At 47.7% G+C, this 18,337-nt stretch carries 15 protein-coding genes; 7 read left to right on the forward strand and 8 right to left on the reverse strand.

The window, feature by feature from the left end; genetic code table 11:
- Positions 1-206: 206 nt before the first annotated feature.
- The 3 genes from PSE7367_RS04780 to hpf form a co-directional block, all read right to left on the reverse strand.
- Positions 207-1,313, reverse strand: a complete 1,107-nt coding sequence (locus tag PSE7367_RS04780) for a phosphotransacetylase family protein (protein ID WP_015164236.1) — start codon at positions 1,311-1,313, stop codon at positions 207-209.
- 282 nt (positions 1,314-1,595) lie between these two features.
- Positions 1,596-2,759 carry a GuaB3 family IMP dehydrogenase-related protein gene (locus PSE7367_RS04785; protein WP_015164237.1) on the reverse strand — a complete coding sequence of 388 codons (1,164 nt, stop codon included), beginning with the start codon at positions 2,757-2,759 and terminating at the stop codon, positions 1,596-1,598.
- A gap of 239 nt (positions 2,760-2,998) precedes the next feature.
- A complete protein-coding gene (hpf, locus tag PSE7367_RS04790) occupies positions 2,999-3,577 on the reverse strand; it encodes a ribosome hibernation-promoting factor, HPF/YfiA family (protein ID WP_015164238.1) in 579 nt (192 codons plus the stop codon).
- Positions 3,578-4,296: 719 nt separating this feature from the next.
- On the opposite strand from hpf, the gene PSE7367_RS04795 reads away from it, so the two are divergent.
- Both PSE7367_RS04795 and PSE7367_RS04800 read left to right on the forward strand, forming a co-directional pair.
- Positions 4,297-5,901 (forward strand): glucose-6-phosphate isomerase, encoded by a 1,605-nt coding sequence (locus PSE7367_RS04795; RefSeq protein WP_015164239.1) that lies wholly within the window; start codon positions 4,297-4,299, stop codon positions 5,899-5,901.
- Positions 5,902-6,188: 287 nt separating this feature from the next.
- Entirely contained in the window at positions 6,189-7,169 is a 981-nt protein-coding gene (locus tag PSE7367_RS04800; protein ID WP_015164242.1) for an aldo/keto reductase, read from the forward strand.
- 140 nt (positions 7,170-7,309) lie between these two features.
- Here the strand turns inward: PSE7367_RS04800 and PSE7367_RS04805 are convergent, their stop codons facing one another.
- The 4 genes from PSE7367_RS04805 to PSE7367_RS21810 all read right to left on the reverse strand — a co-directional run bounded on the left by PSE7367_RS04805 (position 7,310) and on the right by PSE7367_RS21810 (position 10,233).
- Positions 7,310-8,050 carry a 2-phosphosulfolactate phosphatase family protein gene (locus PSE7367_RS04805; RefSeq protein ID WP_015164243.1) on the reverse strand — a complete coding sequence of 247 codons (741 nt, stop codon included), beginning with the start codon at positions 8,048-8,050 and terminating at the stop codon, positions 7,310-7,312.
- 213 nt (positions 8,051-8,263) lie between these two features.
- The gene (locus tag PSE7367_RS20165) at positions 8,264-9,235 is read right to left on the reverse strand and encodes an ABC transporter ATP-binding protein (RefSeq protein WP_156800342.1); all 972 of its coding nucleotides are present in this window, start codon (positions 9,233-9,235) and stop codon (positions 8,264-8,266) included.
- A gap of 92 nt (positions 9,236-9,327) precedes the next feature.
- Complete coding sequence (locus PSE7367_RS04815) at positions 9,328-9,834, reverse strand: surface-adhesin E family protein (protein ID WP_015164246.1); 507 nt, start codon at positions 9,832-9,834, stop codon at positions 9,328-9,330.
- 258 nt (positions 9,835-10,092) lie between these two features.
- Positions 10,093-10,233: a hypothetical protein gene (locus PSE7367_RS21810; protein ID WP_156800343.1), complete on the reverse strand. Its 141-nt coding sequence runs from the start codon at positions 10,231-10,233 to the stop codon at positions 10,093-10,095.
- Between the two features lie 505 nt (positions 10,234-10,738).
- On the opposite strand from PSE7367_RS21810, the gene tig reads away from it, so the two are divergent.
- From tig to PSE7367_RS04840, 5 genes are all read left to right on the forward strand, one after another.
- Positions 10,739-12,166, forward strand: a complete 1,428-nt coding sequence (tig, locus tag PSE7367_RS04820; protein WP_015164247.1) for a trigger factor — start codon at positions 10,739-10,741, stop codon at positions 12,164-12,166.
- A 558-nt stretch (positions 12,167-12,724) separates the two neighbouring features.
- Entirely contained in the window at positions 12,725-13,423 is a 699-nt protein-coding gene (gene clpP / locus PSE7367_RS04825) for an ATP-dependent Clp endopeptidase proteolytic subunit ClpP (RefSeq protein ID WP_015164249.1), read from the forward strand.
- A gap of 17 nt (positions 13,424-13,440) precedes the next feature.
- The gene (gene clpX / locus PSE7367_RS04830; RefSeq protein ID WP_015164250.1) at positions 13,441-14,775 is read left to right on the forward strand and encodes an ATP-dependent protease ATP-binding subunit ClpX; all 1,335 of its coding nucleotides are present in this window, start codon (positions 13,441-13,443) and stop codon (positions 14,773-14,775) included.
- 99 nt (positions 14,776-14,874) lie between these two features.
- A complete protein-coding gene (locus PSE7367_RS04835; protein ID WP_015164251.1) occupies positions 14,875-15,423 on the forward strand; it encodes an NYN domain-containing protein in 549 nt (182 codons plus the stop codon).
- A gap of 50 nt (positions 15,424-15,473) precedes the next feature.
- Positions 15,474-16,436, forward strand: a complete 963-nt coding sequence (locus PSE7367_RS04840) for a glutathione S-transferase family protein (RefSeq protein WP_015164252.1) — start codon at positions 15,474-15,476, stop codon at positions 16,434-16,436.
- A gap of 6 nt (positions 16,437-16,442) precedes the next feature.
- Here the strand turns inward: PSE7367_RS04840 and PSE7367_RS04845 are convergent, their stop codons facing one another.
- Positions 16,443-18,284 (reverse strand): C39 family peptidase, encoded by a 1,842-nt coding sequence (locus tag PSE7367_RS04845; protein WP_015164253.1) that lies wholly within the window; start codon positions 18,282-18,284, stop codon positions 16,443-16,445.
- Positions 18,285-18,337 lie beyond the last annotated feature (53 nt).

An 18,337-nucleotide genomic window follows, 5' to 3' on the forward strand; every position in this document is an offset into this window, starting at 1 on the left:
TCAAAATTTGGGACTATCCATCCGGTCTACTGGGGCAAAATGAGCAAGCAATCATCCTTGCTGAGGCAATTTAATTTAACTATATTAACTAGGGGTGGTTAAATAGTTTTCTGATCCGATCTCACCAACCTCACCCACATTATCAGGCTCCATTAGGGCAGGCAATCGAGCTTATGGTAACGATTACGCAAATATAAGAAATATCACTAAGCTGAAGCCACAGGCAGTTTAATATCCAGCGTATTTAGCAGTCGATCGAAATCAAACTGCTCCGCCATCATATCCTGGATACACTTGACCTTGACCCCTTCATGCAATCGCACCTGTCCCAGACAGCGCTCAATGATTTCCACCACACTGAGGGTGTCTTTAGTAACCGATAGAATCGGCACATATAGCTCAGCAGCCCTAATGGCGACATGCTCATCCAGGATCGGCGGACCAGTGAGAATCAGGCAATGGGTGGAAGTTTCCAGGGCGGCGAGTTGAATATCAAAGCGATTGCTACCGGTTACCACCGCCTTATGGTAGGACTTACGGAAGAAAATCTGCGCCGAGCTAACATCCATCGCGCCAATTTTGAGATCTTCCACCATCAGGTCATCCAAGCCCATATTACTAGGGCTATACAATACCTCGGCTTCAAGCTGGTTAATTAATTCAGACACGCTCACACTGCGCAGAATCCGGTTTTCCGGCATCATCGCAAATACGGCAATGCCCTTATGCTCCAGATAGGTGCGTAAGACCGCTAAGCCTTCTTCGTCCTGGTTTTCAGGAATATCATTAATCACAGCCCCAAGCAGGCGATCGCCAAGTCGTTTCTTGGCCAATAGCAAGCGATCGACCACCAGGAGATCGTCATAGCGAGCCACCAAGAGGATCGGTGCTTCCAGGCAATCGGCGATCTGCAACATTGACAACCCAAACATCGCTCCCTCTTCGGGATTACCAGGGGCTTCCACCAACACCAGATCGCCAGCTTCATTTTCATGATATTGGTTTAAGGCCGCCAGATAATCGGTCGGGTCTTCTTCTAGCAGTCGCCGCTTGATCGTGTTTTTATCCAGGCTCACCAAAGTAGGGCGCAAGCTAGCTGGTGCTAAGTCCAAGGTTTGGGTTACAAACTCCACATCACCTTCTTGCTTTTGGGCGGCTTCTGGCACTGATTTGGTCGCAAAAGTTCCCAATGGCTTACCATAGCCAATTTCCAGACCGCGCTTTTGGAGGTGAAACGCCAAACCCATAACTGTCGCTGACTTACCGCTCCATGCTCTGGTTGAACCAATCAGCAGATGCTTTGCCTTGGGCACTACAACCCCCTGTGATGAACAGAAATTTACTCAAACAAATAACAATCAAGCAACCAACATGAAAGAATTAAAAGCTAGGGAGACTGTGCTTAGCTTGACTGCCTTAGCAAAATCCAGAGTTAGTGGCTGCTACGCTGGCTATTTTAGCTGATTATATGGGTATTTACCTAGCCTTTGGACAGCATTTGTGCAGCGATGTTTTGTGTCAGGCCAGCCGATCGCTGCCGTCACATTAAACATTCTCTGCATAGACAAAACATACCAACATACCTAAGAGGATTGTTACTTACCCATGCCAAGTTGCTGTGCTTTCTGATACACCTTACCCTCAGTTAGCAAAGATGGCGCGATCACCACTTCCACCTGTTGCATCTCGCGGATATTTTTGGCTCCCAGGGTGCCCATACTGGTTTTGAGTGCGCCCAGCAGATTGTGAGTACCATCATCCAGGCCGGCCGGACCGCGCAAAATCTGCTCAATGCTACCAGTGGTGGCCACCTTAATTCTGGTGCCTCTGGGTAAAACTGGGCTAGGGGTTGCCATACCCCAGTGATAGCCACGACCGGGTGCTTCTTGGGCTCTGGCCAGAGGCGAACCAATCATTACGCCGTCCGCACCACAGGCGATCGACTTGCAAATATCACCACCGGTAATCAGGCCACCATCGGCCAGAATCGGCACATAACGGTCACTTTCCTGGGCATAGGCATCCCGCGCCGCAGCACAATCAGCTACCGCAGTTGCTTGGGGAATGCCCACCCCCAGCACACCCCTGGAAGTACAGGCAGCACCAGGGCCGATCCCAACTAAAATTCCCGCTGCGCCAGCCTTGAGCAACTCCATCGTTACTTCATAGGTGACACAGTTGCCCAAAACCACGGGGAAGGGCATTTCGGCGCAGAATTTGGCTAAATCCAGGGAAGTAATTCCCTCTGGTGATAGGTGTGTAGTCGAAACTACGGTGGATTGGACAAAGAACAAATCACACCCAGCTTCGGCGGCCAATTGGCCATACTTCCAGGCATTGGCAGGAACACTGCTAGCACAGGCGATCGCACCGCTGCTTTTAATTTCTTGAATCCGTTGTTTGACTAATTCTGGCTGGACTGGCTGGGCATAGAGCTGCTGCATCAGACCCACAAATTCTTCCTTGCCAACCGAGGCAATTTTATCGAGGATGGGGGCGGTGTCCGCATAGCGGGTTTGCAATCCATCCAGGTTAATAACTCCCAGAGCGCCTAAATTAGATAGATGGATCGCCATGCCCACATCCACCACACTGTCCATCGCACTGGCAATGATGGGGATCTCTCGCCTAATCCCACCAATTTCCCAATGGGTATCTGCCAGCACTGGATCGAGCGTACTGCGCCCTGGAACTAGGGCAATCTCATCAATTCCATATGCCCTTCGCGCCGATTTACCGCGCCCGATTTGAATTTCCACTTCCTGTTGCGCTCCTGCAATATTTCAACTCAGACCAAAACCCTAATGTAATGGTTAGACTAAATTAAGTAAGTTAAGTATAAAAGTTAACATTTTTGTTTACCCTAGGGTAACAAAAAAAACCTGCCTAAAAACAGAACTACACCCTCGCCATTGATTTACTAGCATAGAGTGTAGTTGCGTTTATGGTGCGACTGATTAGATCAAGTTAGATCAAGTCAAGACCACTAGGTTAATCGCTATGACCGATGACCATTACCGTGGGGCTGGATTACGCCAAAACCGCCATGATTGCGCTCATAGACCACATTGATTTCATTGGATTCAAGATTGCGAAATACAAAGAAGTCATGATCGACTAGTTCGAGTTGTTCCAAGGCCTCATCCACGGACATCGGTGGCATGTTGAAGTATTTGTTGCGAACCACCTTTTCTGGCATGGTTGGTTGCCGATCGCCCTGGGGCACTGGTAAAGGTGCTTGCTCAACTACGGCGACGCTGGTTTTTACCGCATTACGGTTTTTTTTGCGCTCCTTGAACTTGCGCAGTTTGCGGGAAATTTTATCGGCAACAAGATCAATACTGGCATAAAGATTTTCACTTCTCTCTTCGGCTCTAATTACCGCCCCGTTGGCATAGATCGTGACCTCTGCGGCTTGATTGGCGGCAATGCGGGGATTGCGGGCAACCGATAAATGCACGTCCACTTCGGTGGTCATATTTTGGAAGTGACTAACGGCCTTATCGATCTTCTGACTAACATAGTCATGGATAGCGTCAGTGATTTCAATGTTTTTGCCTTGAATTACTAATTTCATAGTTTAGACCTCGCTGCGCGGCATTCCGATCGGCTCAAGCATTACTACTAATGAGAATGACCTCCTACTTGCTCCTAATCAAGCTCCTAATTAAATTACTAGTCTTACTAGCTAGTTTGACTCTTAGTTAGATTGCGCTGAGACACCCTGATGCGAACATCAGAAAGAACACCAGAAATTAAGAACACTAGGGTTCACAACTATTAGCTTTCGAGCCATAAGATCACAAAACCCCCAAAACCACACCGAAATGCTAGAAAGGCTAGACACTTCAACCAGATGGCTTCTGGGGACAGCTATGTTGTTGGATTGTTCTATGGTGTCTGGAGTGTAAGAATGCCGAGACATAGTACGCTCTATCGCTGATCGGCTTGATACCTTCAGATTAACACCATGACTAACCAATTAGACAAATGAACACCTGTTCTTAATATCTAATTAACATTGAGCAATAAAACGTGCAATTTGTTAATCCAAAGCTGTAAAAATGCCTACAACGTTGACCTGGGTTAATTTCATACACATTGCAATGGCCTAATCCATGTTTTCTGTGAATATATTATGCAACCTGAAGATCAAGTATTTTAAATAGAAGATCAAGTATTTTAAATATCAGAGGTGTAGCGATCGCCCTGACTGGAATTAAATCTTATGTATTGACCAGGCCATAAATTGTTAGTCTAAGCTATGGGAGAAAGCAATTTGAGGTCAAAAGGCTCATGAATTCAGCCACTGAATTATGGCAACGCTATCAGGATTGGCTTTATTATCACGAAGAGTTAAATTTTTATGTTGACATCAGCCGGATTCGTTTCACAGCGGATTTTGTGGCACAGATGCAACCCAAATTTGAAAAAGCCTTTGCTGACATGCAAGCACTAGAAGCAGGGGCGATCGCCAACCCCGATGAAGATCGGATGGTGGGGCATTATTGGCTGCGTGCGCCTGAACTTGCCCCAAACGAATCATTAAAACATGACATTACCTCAACCCTCAGTAAAGTAGATACCTTTGCCAAAAAAGTAATTAAGGGTGAAATTCATCCACCCCATGCGGCCAAGTTTACCGATATCCTGTCGATCGGCATTGGTGGCTCGGCCTTGGGACCCGAATTTGTGGCACAGGCCATGGCTGTTACTAATCCATTATTGAATATTAGCTTTATTGACAACACCGATCCCGATGGCATTGATCTAGTGCTAGGTCAACTGAGCGCCAGGTTAGCTACTACCTTGGTGGTGGTAATTTCCAAGTCCGGTGGCACCCCGGAAGCCGCCAATGGGATGAAGGAAGCCAAATATGCCTATGAACAAAAGGGCCTGGAATTTAATCGCTATGCCGTGGCGATCACCGGCGAGGGCAGCAAGCTGGACAGGATCGCTAAGGAAGAGGGCTGGATTGATACCTTTGCGATGTATGACTGGATTGGTGGGCGCACCTCAGAGCTATCGGCGGTGGGCTTATTGCCGGCAGCACTCCAGGGAATCGATATTATGGCGATGCTGGAAGGCGCTAAGGTGATGGACGAAGCCACCCGGATCGCCAACCTCAAGCAAAACCCAGCGGCGTTGCTAGCATTGGCTTGGTATTCTGAAACCAATGGCAAAGGTGAAAAAGATATGGTGATCTTGCCCTATAAGGATCGCTTGCTGTTGTTCAGTCGCTATTTGCAACAGTTGGTGATGGAATCGCTGGGTAAGGAAAAAGACTTAGATGGTAATACGGTCTATCAGGGCATTGCGGTCTATGGCAATAAGGGCTCAACCGATCAACATGCCTATGTGCAACAACTGCGCGAAGGGGTGAATAATTTCTTTGCCACGTTCATTGAGGTGCTGAGCGATCGCGCCCCTGGCAACAAAGGCCCCGAACTCGAACCAGGTATTTTTGCTGGTGATTTTCTGTCTGGCTTCTGGCAGGGCACCCGCAAAGCTTTGTATGAAAATGGTCGTGGTTCAATTACAGTCAGCATTCCCGAAGTTTCACCACGCATGATCGGCGCTTTGATCGCGCTCTATGAACGGGCGGTTGGGCTATATGGTTTTTTGGTGAATGTCAATGCTTATCATCAACCTGGTGTGGAAGCGGGTAAGAAGGCAGCGGCAGTAATTCTGGATCTACAAAAGAAAGTGATGGCGGTTTTGGATGCGGAAACGGCTGGTTCTGCTTCTTTGTCGATCGCGGATCTTGCTCATAAAGTCGGCCAACCGGAGGCGATCGAAACGGTCTATTTGATCGTGCGCCATCTGGATGCCAACTCACGCATTAATCTAGAAGGTAATACGGGCAATCCCAGTAGTTTGCGGGTGTCGTCTTTGCTTTAGAGTGGCTTGATTATGAGCAGCATCTTTTGACTGCATTTGACACATTTCAGCATTTGAATACACAGGAGTAATGCGCCATAACCGCATATTTGGGGTAGGCATGTTTGGTTAGCTAACCTACTACATATTCATGATATTCATGTTCAGACATATTCAGATCGCTTAAACAATAACTTGGCGCGATATCTAGGGCTATATTCGGGGCGAGATCCAGGGCGAGATCCAGCATTTTTGCCCTGGGCTGGCTAGTAAACTTTTAACAGCAGCAAGCAGAGCGGGAGAGAACAATGGAAACACGATCGCTTGGTAAAACGAACATTCAAATCACCCCAATCCTGATGGGCACATGGCAAGCGGGAAAGCGCCTGTGGGTAGGAATCGAGGACAGCGAGACCACCAAGGCAATCAGGGCAGCCTATGAAGCTGGGATCACCACGATCGATACGGCGGAGGTATATGGCGAAGGTCACTCCGAAAAGATTGTGGCGGCGGCGATCTCAGATGTGCGCGATCGGGTGGTGATTGCTAGCAAGGTATTTGCCAACCACCTCAAGCACGACCAGGTAATCGAAGCCTGCGATCGATCGCTGAAAAACCTTAATACCGACTACATTGATCTTTATCAAATTCACTGGCCACCAGGAAGCTGGGGTAATGAATATGTGCCGCTAGCAGAAACAATGGGCGCATTGAACGAACTCAAGCAAGCGGGCAAAATCCGGGCGATCGGCGTGTCTAATTTTTCGGTGGCACAGATCGAAGAGGCGGCAAAATATGGCGAGATTGAAAGCCTGCAACCGCCCTATTCGCTTTTCTGGCGACAACCGGAAGCGGCTGGCCTGGTGGATTATTGCGGCGAGCATCATATTTCAATCCTGTCCTATTCATCATTGGCGCAGGGCATCTTAACCGGGAAGTTTGGCCCCGACCATAAATTTGCCGAGGGCGATCATCGCGCCAACAGTAAGCTATTTCAACCGGATACCTATGCCAAAGTACAAACCGCATTAGACCAGTTAAGGCCGATCGCTACTAAATATAACGCTAGCCTTGGCAATTTGTGCCTGGCCTGGTTGATCGCCACCGATCGCACTAAGGCTAAGGCTCAAGTCAATGCGATCGTGGGTGCCCGTAATGCCGAACAAGCTAGCCAGAATGCTGCTGCCGCTGAAATCAAGCTGAGCGATGCCGATATTCAAAAAATCGATCAAATCTCTCGCCCCGTCAACGACAGCGTTGAGTATGGCAACATGATGTGGAATTTTTAAGCAATTGGGCAACGATCAAATAGCAGTCAATTTAAGTTAATTAGCCGATCGTGTAGCAGTAAGCGTCTTTAGCACAGGCACTTCGCAATTATTACGATCACATAATCAAAATTCTTGACCTAGTACCAGTTGTGCCAACTTCAGTGATGCTGCGGCGCAACCGCCAATACACCTGGGCTAGTCTGGATTGGTAAAACTTTGTGGGTGTCTATACTAGCGCAATAGGCAATATCGGCATGGCGATCGAGCTTCAATAGGCGTTGACCGTGGGTTGCCTCTTTAAATAATTCCTCCAATCGATCGCGCCACTGTTGATATAAACAAGCAGCCGCCAGCGATTCATCGTTGCCCCATTCACATTTGTCACCCAGGGCAGTTTTAATTTCATGGGCGATCGCCCCAGCACAGGCAGTGTCTTCGAGAGAGTAGGTACCCTCCCAACCAGAGCCTACAATCCACACTTCGGCTGGGTTAGTTTCACTTAGATAATTAACCACTGCGGCCAGATTTAACATTGCCGCTGCGATCACCTGAGGGGCAGCCTGTACCCGCTGAAAAGCACGGGTGCCATTGGTGGTACTCATGAAAATGCGTTTCTGGCTGACTCGCTCTGCGGTATAGTCCAGCGGTGAATTGCCAAGATCAAATCCGGCAACGGGTGCGCCACCACGCTCAGCGGCTCGCAAACATAATTCCGGTGGATGTTCGGCACTGCGAGATTTTAATTTATCCAGATCGGCAAACACCTCAACTGCCTCGGCTCCCGCTGCCAGTGCAGTTACGATCGTGGTAGTGGCGCGGAGAATATCTACCACAATGGCACACTCAGGCAGTTGACCATCTGGTGTTAGTTCGGGAGTGTGATAGGTATATAGCTTCATAAAATCAAAAATTACCTGGGCGATCTGCAATCTCGCTTAAACGTTATTAAAAACATACTTTACGATCGGCAGGATTGCTCATCAAATAATACATAGGTATCTAAGAGATATACCTATGCACCTGTTTATGCACCTGTTTATGCACCTGTTTATGCACCTGTTGTAAATATGTTGTATTTGTTTGCATCTGGATGTAATAGCACATTAACACCATCAATCCCAATCTTGATCTAGTTCGGCGGCGGGGGGTGAGTTTTGCCCAGGATCAATTGCATCGATCGGCTTGATTTGCTCTGGTTGCACAGTTTCAAACTGCGTATTTTGATTGAACCGTAACGAGTTTTGCAAATCCGGCCAATTAACCTGCTCACGGCGTTGGAGATTTGGCGATCGCCCTGCTTCGATCTGCACCACAAAATCCCCCCAATTGCTAATTAAATCAATCTGCTGGGTCACCATGATCACTGTGGTTGGTTTGGGCGATCGCAGTTGCTCTCCAGAATCAATCGCGTGGTTTGCAGTATTGGCTAACTCAAGCATTGAATTATCGGGTTGACTCGGCTGATTTGGTTGAATGGGAAAATTTACGCGATCGTGAGGCTCAGCCCTCAAATGACTCAGGATATCTAGCAATAATTCTGCTCGCCCCAAATCCAGATGAGTAGTTGGTTCATCTAGCAGTAAAACCGCTGGCTCAGTAACCAGGGCTCTAGCGATCGCCAACCATTGCTTTTGTCCAGTCGAAAGTTGCACCTCATGGCTTTGCAATAACTTAGACTCTATTTGCAATAAATCTGTCCATTTTTCTAGCCGCTGGGCGATCGCCTCTTTGCTAAAATCCCGCAACCTCAAGGGATAGGCGATCGCATCCCGACCACTCATCCCTAGTAAGCTGGTTTGTTGCGGCAGCAGCATGATTTGACCACGCAGATCGCTAACGGCAATTTTGGCTAAATCTTGCCCTTGATAATAAATTTTGCCGTTGGTGGGTTCGATCAAGCGGTTCAACAGTCTTAACAGCGTAGACTTGCCCACTCCCATGCAACCGACGATCGCGGTTTGGCTCCCGGCTGGGATGCTTAAATCAACATCCCTCAGAATAGCCTGCTGCCGCATCTGGTAACTAACCTGCCGCAGTTCAAGGGCAATGGGCTCACGATCGCTAATCATTAAATTTCTGATCACAATCCTTACTTCTTAGCACCTTTGAGCCATTAAGCCACTAATTAGAGCTTGACCGACTCTGCCTGAATCAAGCTGGAGTTGCGAGGCGATCATTAACCACCTGGGCAAACCGCCTTTACAAATTCATGATTAACCACGCCAAAGGAAGGGCGTTGATCATTAAAGCTAAAACTATTTGCAGAGACAATTTCACCGCTGTGGCTGTAGTTAATAATTTCATAGATTTTGACGATCCTCGCGCCACAATCCACCGCCGTATAGGCATTAGCCACGGCGATCCTTTTGCTGTCTGGTGGCAACACCACATAGGACCAGAACCGGACAAAGGGATTTTGGGTAATGATCGTACTGGGATCGATGTAAAACTCGTAGCCCTCTAGCTTGGTGACTAGTTGAAAATTAAGTACGGCCTGTTCTGCTTGTTGAATCGAAAGCGGTGCATCCGACTGGCTCGAATCGGGTTGCGGGACTTTACGAATTTGCCCCTCTAGTTTGCCCTGCTTGGGTTGGGGCGATCGCTGGGTTTGGGCAATTGCCGCTGCTGGTGCATTGAGGATGGCGATCGTACTAGCCAGCAACCAAAAGAGAATATATTTCATCTTTTTTATTTAGTTTAACCTCGATCGCTGAACTGACAAATGGAGCAATTTGGCCAGCTTCAGCATCCCAACCAATAAAAAAAATAAAAAGCCCAGAGGGATACTGGGCAGAAAAGTTTATCTAGCTCACCAAGGCAGGCTATTGCGCTTGACGATGGGCTAATTCTTCCACCAATGGCCAGATTACGCTACCAGAAAAAGTCGGTAGTTTGGGTCGGGCAATGCCCAGAAAATGGCCAGAAAATGCCTAGAGAATGCCTAGAAAATGTCAGAAAAGGTCGGGTTCGGCTTGGTGCTAGCTAGCCCATAAAGCCAACTAGAATTACCGATTATTGCCCAAATAATGGCGATCGCGGTTAATACCTTGCCCGCATCGGGCGCTTTGTTTGGTTTTTTCATTTTTAAATGCCAAATTTAAATATCAGCTAAATTAATTGGAGCCAAGCTCTAAATATTTTTGATTACATCGTCACATTACATTATTGTTGTGAAACCGCTATTTACTGCCATAGTTAAGCCGCTTTAAATTATTTAATAAAGCAGTAGGAAACCCTTTTGATCGGTATGGCGATCGCCTCAATCTGCATATTTGCCATATATTAAAGTCTCTGAACCCGTTGATCGGTTGCTGCGTCTAAAAAAAATGCCCACTGAGCCAAAGGTTAGCCAATCCTAGATCCCAAAGATTCCAACCATGGCAGGTATAGGCTAAATTGAGGTGACCTAGTATAATTATGGCTCGCACAGTGCGTTTTAATACTCAACATACTCAACCTGCATTATATTTTTTTGATCGCATGGTTTAGAGTCAAACCAGCTTACTTAAAGCCAGATTGTATATTTAGCACTGTAATCACCAAAGCAATCTCGATCGAATCATCCAAGTAAATATCGTAAGTAAATAATGAAAGTTCTGTCCCAAGAAAAAATACCAGAAAGCAGAGTTTGTTTTGAAATTGAGATCGAAGGCGAGAAGTCTCAAGCAGCTTACGATCGCAACCTCAAAAGCTTAAGCAAATCTGTTCGCGTACCCGGTTTTAGACCAGGTAAAGCCCCTCAAAAAATGGTATTGCGTCATGTTGGGGCTGAGAACCTAAAAGCAACCATTTTGCAAGAGCTACTCGAAAAAGCCCTCACCGATGTATTAAAAGATAAAGAAGAGGAGCTTCAGGTAATCGGTAGTTTTGACTTGCTATCCTCCGCTGATGAGCTATTGGATCAGCTTGAATATGGCGAACCGCTAGTTTTTAAGGCGGCGATCGATGTGCAGCCCGCCCCTGAACTAGATAAATATTCGGGGTTTGAGCTAAAAGTCGAAAAAATTGAGCCAGATCTAAGCCAGGTTGATGAAACCCTGCATCAGTATCAATTGCGCCAATCGACCCTAGTACCGGTTGAAGATCGCGGCGCGGAACTTGGTGATGTAATCACGATCGACTTCACCGTAGCCGATGAAGACGGCAATGAGCTGCCTGAGATGGGAGCCGAAGACATGCCGATGGAAATGGATGAAAGCGATTTTATCCCTGAACTGATTCAAAAGCTGGTGGGCATCAAGCTAGATGAAACCAGAGAAATTACCGTCACCGTCCCAGAAGGATATTTAGATGACGAGTACGAAGGTAAGCCAGCCACCTTTACAATTACGCTAAAAGACCTCAAAGCACGGGAATTGCCAGAACTAGACGACGATTTTGCCCAGGCGATCAGCGATCGGGAAACCATGGCCGAGTTACGCGAGTTTCTAGAACAGCGGATTATTGATGAGGCCGAAGAAACCACCAAGGCTAATCTAGAAGGTGCGATTCTCGAGCAGCTAGTTGAAAACCTGACGATCGAATTACCCCATAGCTTAGTTAGCCGAGAAGTTGACTATATGCTGCAACAGCAAGCAATGTATATGCAGCGTAATGCCCAGGGTGATGATCAAATGCTTAAAAAAGTATTTGGCCAAAAAGAATTCGTGGCCGAAATGCGCCGCTTGAATGAGCCCGAAGCGATCAATCGCCTCCAGCGCACGATGGCATTGGCTGAAGTGGCCAGATTAGAAAAAATCACCGTGCCAGAAGAAGAACTCAAAACCAAAATCGATGAGCTACGGCAAAACCTTGGTGGTCAACAAGTTGATGATCAAACCCTGCGGGAAGTGATCGAAGATGAGATGGTAACCGAGCATGTGCTGGAATGGTTAAAAGAAAACTCCCAGATTGAATATGTACCTGAGGGCAGTCTGGAGCCAGATCCAGCCGCTCTAGATGCTGATCTAGATTCTGAGTCAGAAGAAGAAGCTCAACCAGTTGAGGTGGAAGTGGTTGAAGCCGAGGCTGAATAGCGCCAAATAATGCCAAGTTGTGGTCGATCAAGTCGATCAATCAAATAGTGCTTTAGTAAGGCTGGATCACGATTAACCAAAACGATCGGCCAAGTTTTTGAGCAACGATTCAAATTACTGGCAATCATTGTCAGGCTTCGATTGCAGTAGTTAGTTATATTTACTTTTTGTAACTTTGGCATATAACTACCTCAGTCAACTTAGCTTGTAGATCTTAAGCAGATATTAAGTTCAGCAACAGATAAATGCAACGCTAAACTAGCCCGAAGCTATGTATTGGCTAGATCAGGGTACTATAGGAATAGGGTGGTTAAAGTGCTGCGATCATGCTCAAAAATTGTTGTTCAGGGGGCTAAATTGAAGAATCTAGTCACCAACGATGGATAATTTAGGGCATAATAACTTTCAGCGCATCATAAACAGATCGACAAAATCGAGATCGGTCATCGTCAGAATAATCTAATGCTGCGATCGCTGGATTGAACTAAATTTATAAAGCTCAGCCGTTGCCAGCCCCATCTAACTATTCAAACTGATCGCTTTGCCAATCACGACTTTATGCAACTAGAATCCGGCTCATATCAATTGCAAAGTTTACATCACACCCAGCGACTCCAAAGCCTACATGGCTTGCAGGCTACCCAGGGCGAAATTGTGCCTATGGTAGTTGAGCAATCGGGACGCGGCGAAAGAGCTTTTGATATCTACTCACGCCTTTTGCGCGAACGGATCGTGTTTTTGGGTACTCAGGTTGATGACAATCTGGCCAGCCTAATCATGTCTCAGCTTCTATTTTTGGAAGCCGAAGATCCCGAAAAGGATATCTACCTTTACATCAACTCCCCCGGTGGTTCTGTAACTGCGGGGATGGCGATCTATGACACGCTCCAACATGTTCAGCCAGATGTGTCCACCATTTGTATGGGCTTGGCGGCTAGTATGGGTGCTTTTCTGCTATCCGCTGGAGCCAAAGGTAAGCGCATGGCACTACCCAATGCCCGGATTATGATCCATCAGCCTCTAGGTGGTGCAAGGGGGCAAGCCGTTGACATTGAAATTCAAGCCAAAGAAATTCTTTACCATAAAAACACCCTGAACCAACTTCTGGCAGAGCATACTGGACAATCACTCGATCGGATTGAAGCCGATACTGAGCGAGATTTCTTTATGTCGCCTGCCGAAGCAAAGGAATATGGTTTAATTGATACCGTTTTAGTCAAACCAGCTGCCCCAGCCAGGCAGCTTTCACCAGCGTAGCCTATGAGATTCCTATTATGCCTAGCAAATACGACTCCCATCTCAAATGTTCATTCTGCGGTAAGTCACAGGAGCAGGTACGCAAATTAATTGCTGGCCCTGGCGTATATATCTGTGATGAATGCGTGGATTTATGTAATGAGATTCTAGATGAGGAGCTGTTTAATGGCACCTCAGCCCAGGCAACTCAGCGCCGCGAAGCCCAACCCGAAAAGCGTAAAGCTAAATCGATCAAGGGACGTAGCCTGAGCCAAATTCCTAAACCGCGTGATATCAAGCGTTATCTTGATGAGCATGTAATTGGCCAAGATGAAGCCAAAAAAGTGCTTTCAGTGGCTGTTTATAATCATTACAAGCGCCTGAGCGTCTTGGATGAGGAAGGCCAGACCCCAGAAGATGCGATCGAATTACAAAAGTCAAATATCCTGTTAATTGGTCCTACTGGCTGTGGTAAAACCCTGCTGGCTCAGACCCTAGCTGAGATTTTGGATGTGCCCTTTGCGGTTGCCGATGCCACTACCCTCACTGAAGCGGGTTATGTGGGCGAGGATGTGGAAAACATTCTGCTACGGCTGTTGCAGGTGGCCGATCTAGATGTGGAAGAAGCCCAACGCGGCATTATTTACATCGACGAAATTGATAAAATCGCCCGCAAGAGCGAGAATACCTCGATCACCCGTGATGTGTCCGGTGAAGGTGTACAGCAAGCGCTGTTAAAAATGCTGGAAGGCACCGTTGCCAATGTGCCACCCCAGGGTGGACGCAAGCACCCCTATCAAGACTGCATTCAGATCGATACCAAAAATATTCTATTCATCTGCGGCGGTGCATTTGTCGGCTTGGACAAGGCAGTTGAGCAACGGGTGGGCAAAAAGTCGATGGGCTTTATCCAACAAATGGAAGCTATGCCCAAGGAAAAACGCACTGCCAATATGCTCAAGCAGGTGCAGCCAGAAGATCTAGTTAAGTTTGGCATGATTCCAGAATTCATTGGCCGGGTGCCGATTTTGGCAGGCGTAGAGCCACTGGATGAAAATACCCTGATTTCGATCCTGACCGAGCCACGTAATGCTCTGGTGAAGCAGTACCAAAAATTGTTGGGAATGGATAATGTGGAGCTAGAATTTGCCAGTGATGCCATTACGGCGATCGCCAAGGAAGCCTATCGTCGCAAGACTGGCGCAAGATCGTTGCGGGGCATCGTTGAGCAATTGATGCTTGATTTGATGTATGAATTACCATCGCGTAAGGACGTACGCCGCTGTACGATTACGGGCGAAATGGTGGAGAAACTCTCCTCGGCGGAAGTTTTACTGCATCCCTCATCCTTACCAAAAACTGAAACTGCTTAAGCTAAATCGTGTAGATCTACTAACAGATTTGTGCATTAAGGTATAGTCACATGGATAAAATTAATGGCAAAATAATGCCATGTATCCTTGGCTACCACGATGTCTAAATCTGCCCATCCGCCAGAGATGCTGGTGGATGCCTACAATGTAATCGGTGCCTGGTTATGGCTAAAGGAACTCAAAAACTCCGCTAGTCTCGATCGGGCTCGCCGTGAACTTATCGAGGCCATGACTAACTTTGCTCATTTTCATGGCTATAAGACCACGTTGGTATTTGATGCCTATAATCAAGCTACGCCTGCGGCAGTTGAAAAAATTACCAAAAATTTAAAACTCCACTACACCGATTATCGCCAGACCGCCGACACCTTTATTGAAAAAACCTGCGCCCGTTTGCATCGCCACCCGCTGCGGCATTTAAAACGGGTTATTGTAGTAACTTCCGATCGCGCCCAGCACACAGTTACCACTGGCTATGGTGCAGAATGGATGTCCGCTGAAGCCCTGGAACAAGAAGTATCAATTGCAAATCGCCGCATCCAACGCCACCAACGTCCCAAAACTCGCGCTGGCGATCAAACCCTCCGCCACATGCTCGATCGCCACACCTTCGAAACCCTCGATCGGATGCGTAAGGGTTTACAGTAATCAATTCAAAAGATATTTTTAGGTGACTAGAAAACTAAGGGAATAAATAAATGGGGTTATTGGTTGAAGGAGTTTGGCGCGACCAGTGGTATGACACCAGCAAAACCGGTGGTAAGTTTGTGCGGCAATCGAGTAGTTTCCGTAATCAGATTACTGCCGATGGCTCTGGTGGGTTCAAGGCGGAGGCCGATCGCTATCACTTGTATGTGTCGCTGGCCTGTCCCTGGGCGCACCGCACTTTGATTTTCCGTAAGCTCAAGGGATTAACCGATCTAATTTCGGTGTCGGTGGTCAATCCCCTGATGCTGGAACATGGTTGGACATTTGACCCTGCCCCTGGTGTAATTGCTGACTCGGTTAATGGGGCTAGTTATTTGCATCAGGTCTATACCAAAGCCCAGCCTGATTACACCGGGCGGGTGACGGTGCCGGTACTGTGGGACAAAGAAACCAGCACGATCGTGAATAATGAATCGGCGGAAATCATTCGCCTGTTCAATCGTGAATTTGCCGCCTTTAGTAGCAATGACCTGGATTTTTGCCCCGATGATCTGGTAGCCGAGATTGACGAGATCAACGAATTTGTTTATGACAATATTAATAACGGCGTGTATAAATGTGGATTTGCGACCACCCAAGCTGCCTATGCGGAAGCATTCGCCTCGCTATTTGATGCCCTGGACAAATTAGAAGCCAGATTGAGTAAGCAACGTTATCTGGTGGGCGATCGCCTGACCGAAGCCGATTGGCGTTTGTTTACCACCCTGGTCAGGTTTGATCCGGTTTATGTGGGGCATTTTAAATGTAATAAGCAGCGCATTGCCGACTATCCCAACCTGTCTAACTATCTGCGCGAGTTATATCAATATGGTGATGTGGCCGAAACCGTGAACCTGGATCACATCAAGCAGCATTATTATGCCAGCCATAAAACCATCAACCCCACCGGCATCATACCGATCGGCCCTGATTTGAACTATAGCCAGCCCCATAACCGCGATCGCAGCTATTAATTCTTGCTATTTCGGCACAATAAAATGCGCCCACACATCGCCATCGCGCCCACACATCTGACGCATGTAGTTATAGGAATAAATTAGCGATCGCCCCTCGGTTTTGGCATAGCCAGTGCGGGCATCGCCGTAGGGGTCATGCACCACAAATCCCCGTGGTTCATAGCCAATCACGGTAATAATATGTCCGCCAGCGGTGAAATAGCCACCCACGGTTAGGGGGCGATTGGCATCCAACTCAGCGGCAACCTGTGACCAGGTACGCGCCACATCAAACCCACCACCAAAGCCATAGGCACGGTAGAGCTGCTGGAGGGCAAAATTATCGGTTCTGGCTCCTGCCCCATAGCGATCGATAATCCATTGATATAACTCGTCTTCTAATTGTTGGCCACTGCGTTTGGATCGCAAGCCATGATAGGCCAGAATCATGCCGATCGCGGTGACATTACAAGTGGTATAGGGATCACGAGGATTATCCCGTTGCGAGAAATAGGGCACTCCCAATACGCGCCGATCGGGATCAATTTCTTCATTACCCTGCTTGAGGGTGGCATGGGACTGATAGACAAAGCCTGATGTACCCAGCGGATCGATCGCTTCGGTTAGCTCTAGTTTGTAGTGATTGTCATCAATGCCATAGCTGCTCACGCCAAAAATCTCGCCCGCCTTTAGCTCTACTTTCTGGTTACCACCCAAACCACCCGCTGCGATCGGTTGCTGTTTAAACAAAGTTCCCTGCTTGATCGTGATCGTCTTCATATCCGGGTTATAGGGGATCTCTTTGCCATCTTTGGTCATGCGTACATGCTGCCAATAAAAATAGCCCACCACCCCTTCAGCATATTTCTGGTTATAGAGCCGCACCTTGAAATGGCCATTACCACAGGCATAACCCTTCACTCGGAAAGCAGAACCGGATTTAACCAAAAACTTATCCCCATCCCCTAGCTCCGTTGAATTGGCGGTAGTTTTCTTGAAATAGGTGTCATGGGTGATAGTCAGGATTGTATTTTCGGTCGGCACCTCCCCACCACCATCGGGGGTATCGTCTTTACCTGGTTCCTCGATCCGCACATGGGGGGCATAGAAATAGCCCTGGGCTCCCACCGGGGCGATCGCCATATCTAGCTGCACCCGGTAGTGATTACCTTCCTGGCGATATCCCTCCAGGGTAAAGCTATAGCCTGCTTCCAGCTCCGTTTTTTGATCGTCACTAAGCTCGCTGGCACTGGCCGCCGCAACCTTAAACAGGGTGTCATGCTCCACGGTCAGAATTGCTGGGGCATGGAGTTCAACGTGGGGACCATAGAAAAAACCAAACTTGCCAACTGGCTCAATGTCTTGCAGCAGTTTTACTTTTAAATGGCCATCCACAAACCCATATTGCTTCAGCACCAGCATTTTGCCCTCTTTGACCACCGCCTTTTCCTGGGGCAGCAACAAAGTCGAGTCGATCGTAGATTTTTTAAAAACCGTATCCTGCTTCACCGTCAGTGTCGCCAACAGGGGCAACACATTGATGCTAATGATTTCCTCGGTGAGTATATTACCCTGGCGATCGCTGCCCTTAATCCCCAACCAACGCGCCCCAGGATTCAAAAAGCCCTGGCTTAAGTTCACGCTCCATTTCCCCTGCACTGGGTCGATCTCCACTGGTAATGGAAAACGATCTTCTGCCTTTACGGTTACTTCTGCCACCCGCGTAGTATCTAGCAAACCAGCAATGATCGTGGGCTGGTGTACCATCACCTCGGTGGGATATTGAGAGATGGATAGGGGCTTGGTTGCATTGGGATCAGTAGTATTGGCCGGATCAGGATTGATTGCAGGGTCAGCAGTATTCATGACAGATAGCCTCACGCCTTCGGGGATGCGGAATTTCTAGGGTGATTGGAGCA

Origin of the sequence: Pseudanabaena sp. PCC 7367, assembly GCF_000317065.1 — a bacterium.
Taxonomy (GTDB): Bacteria; Cyanobacteriota; Cyanobacteriia; order Pseudanabaenales; family Pseudanabaenaceae; genus Thalassoporum; species Thalassoporum mexicanum.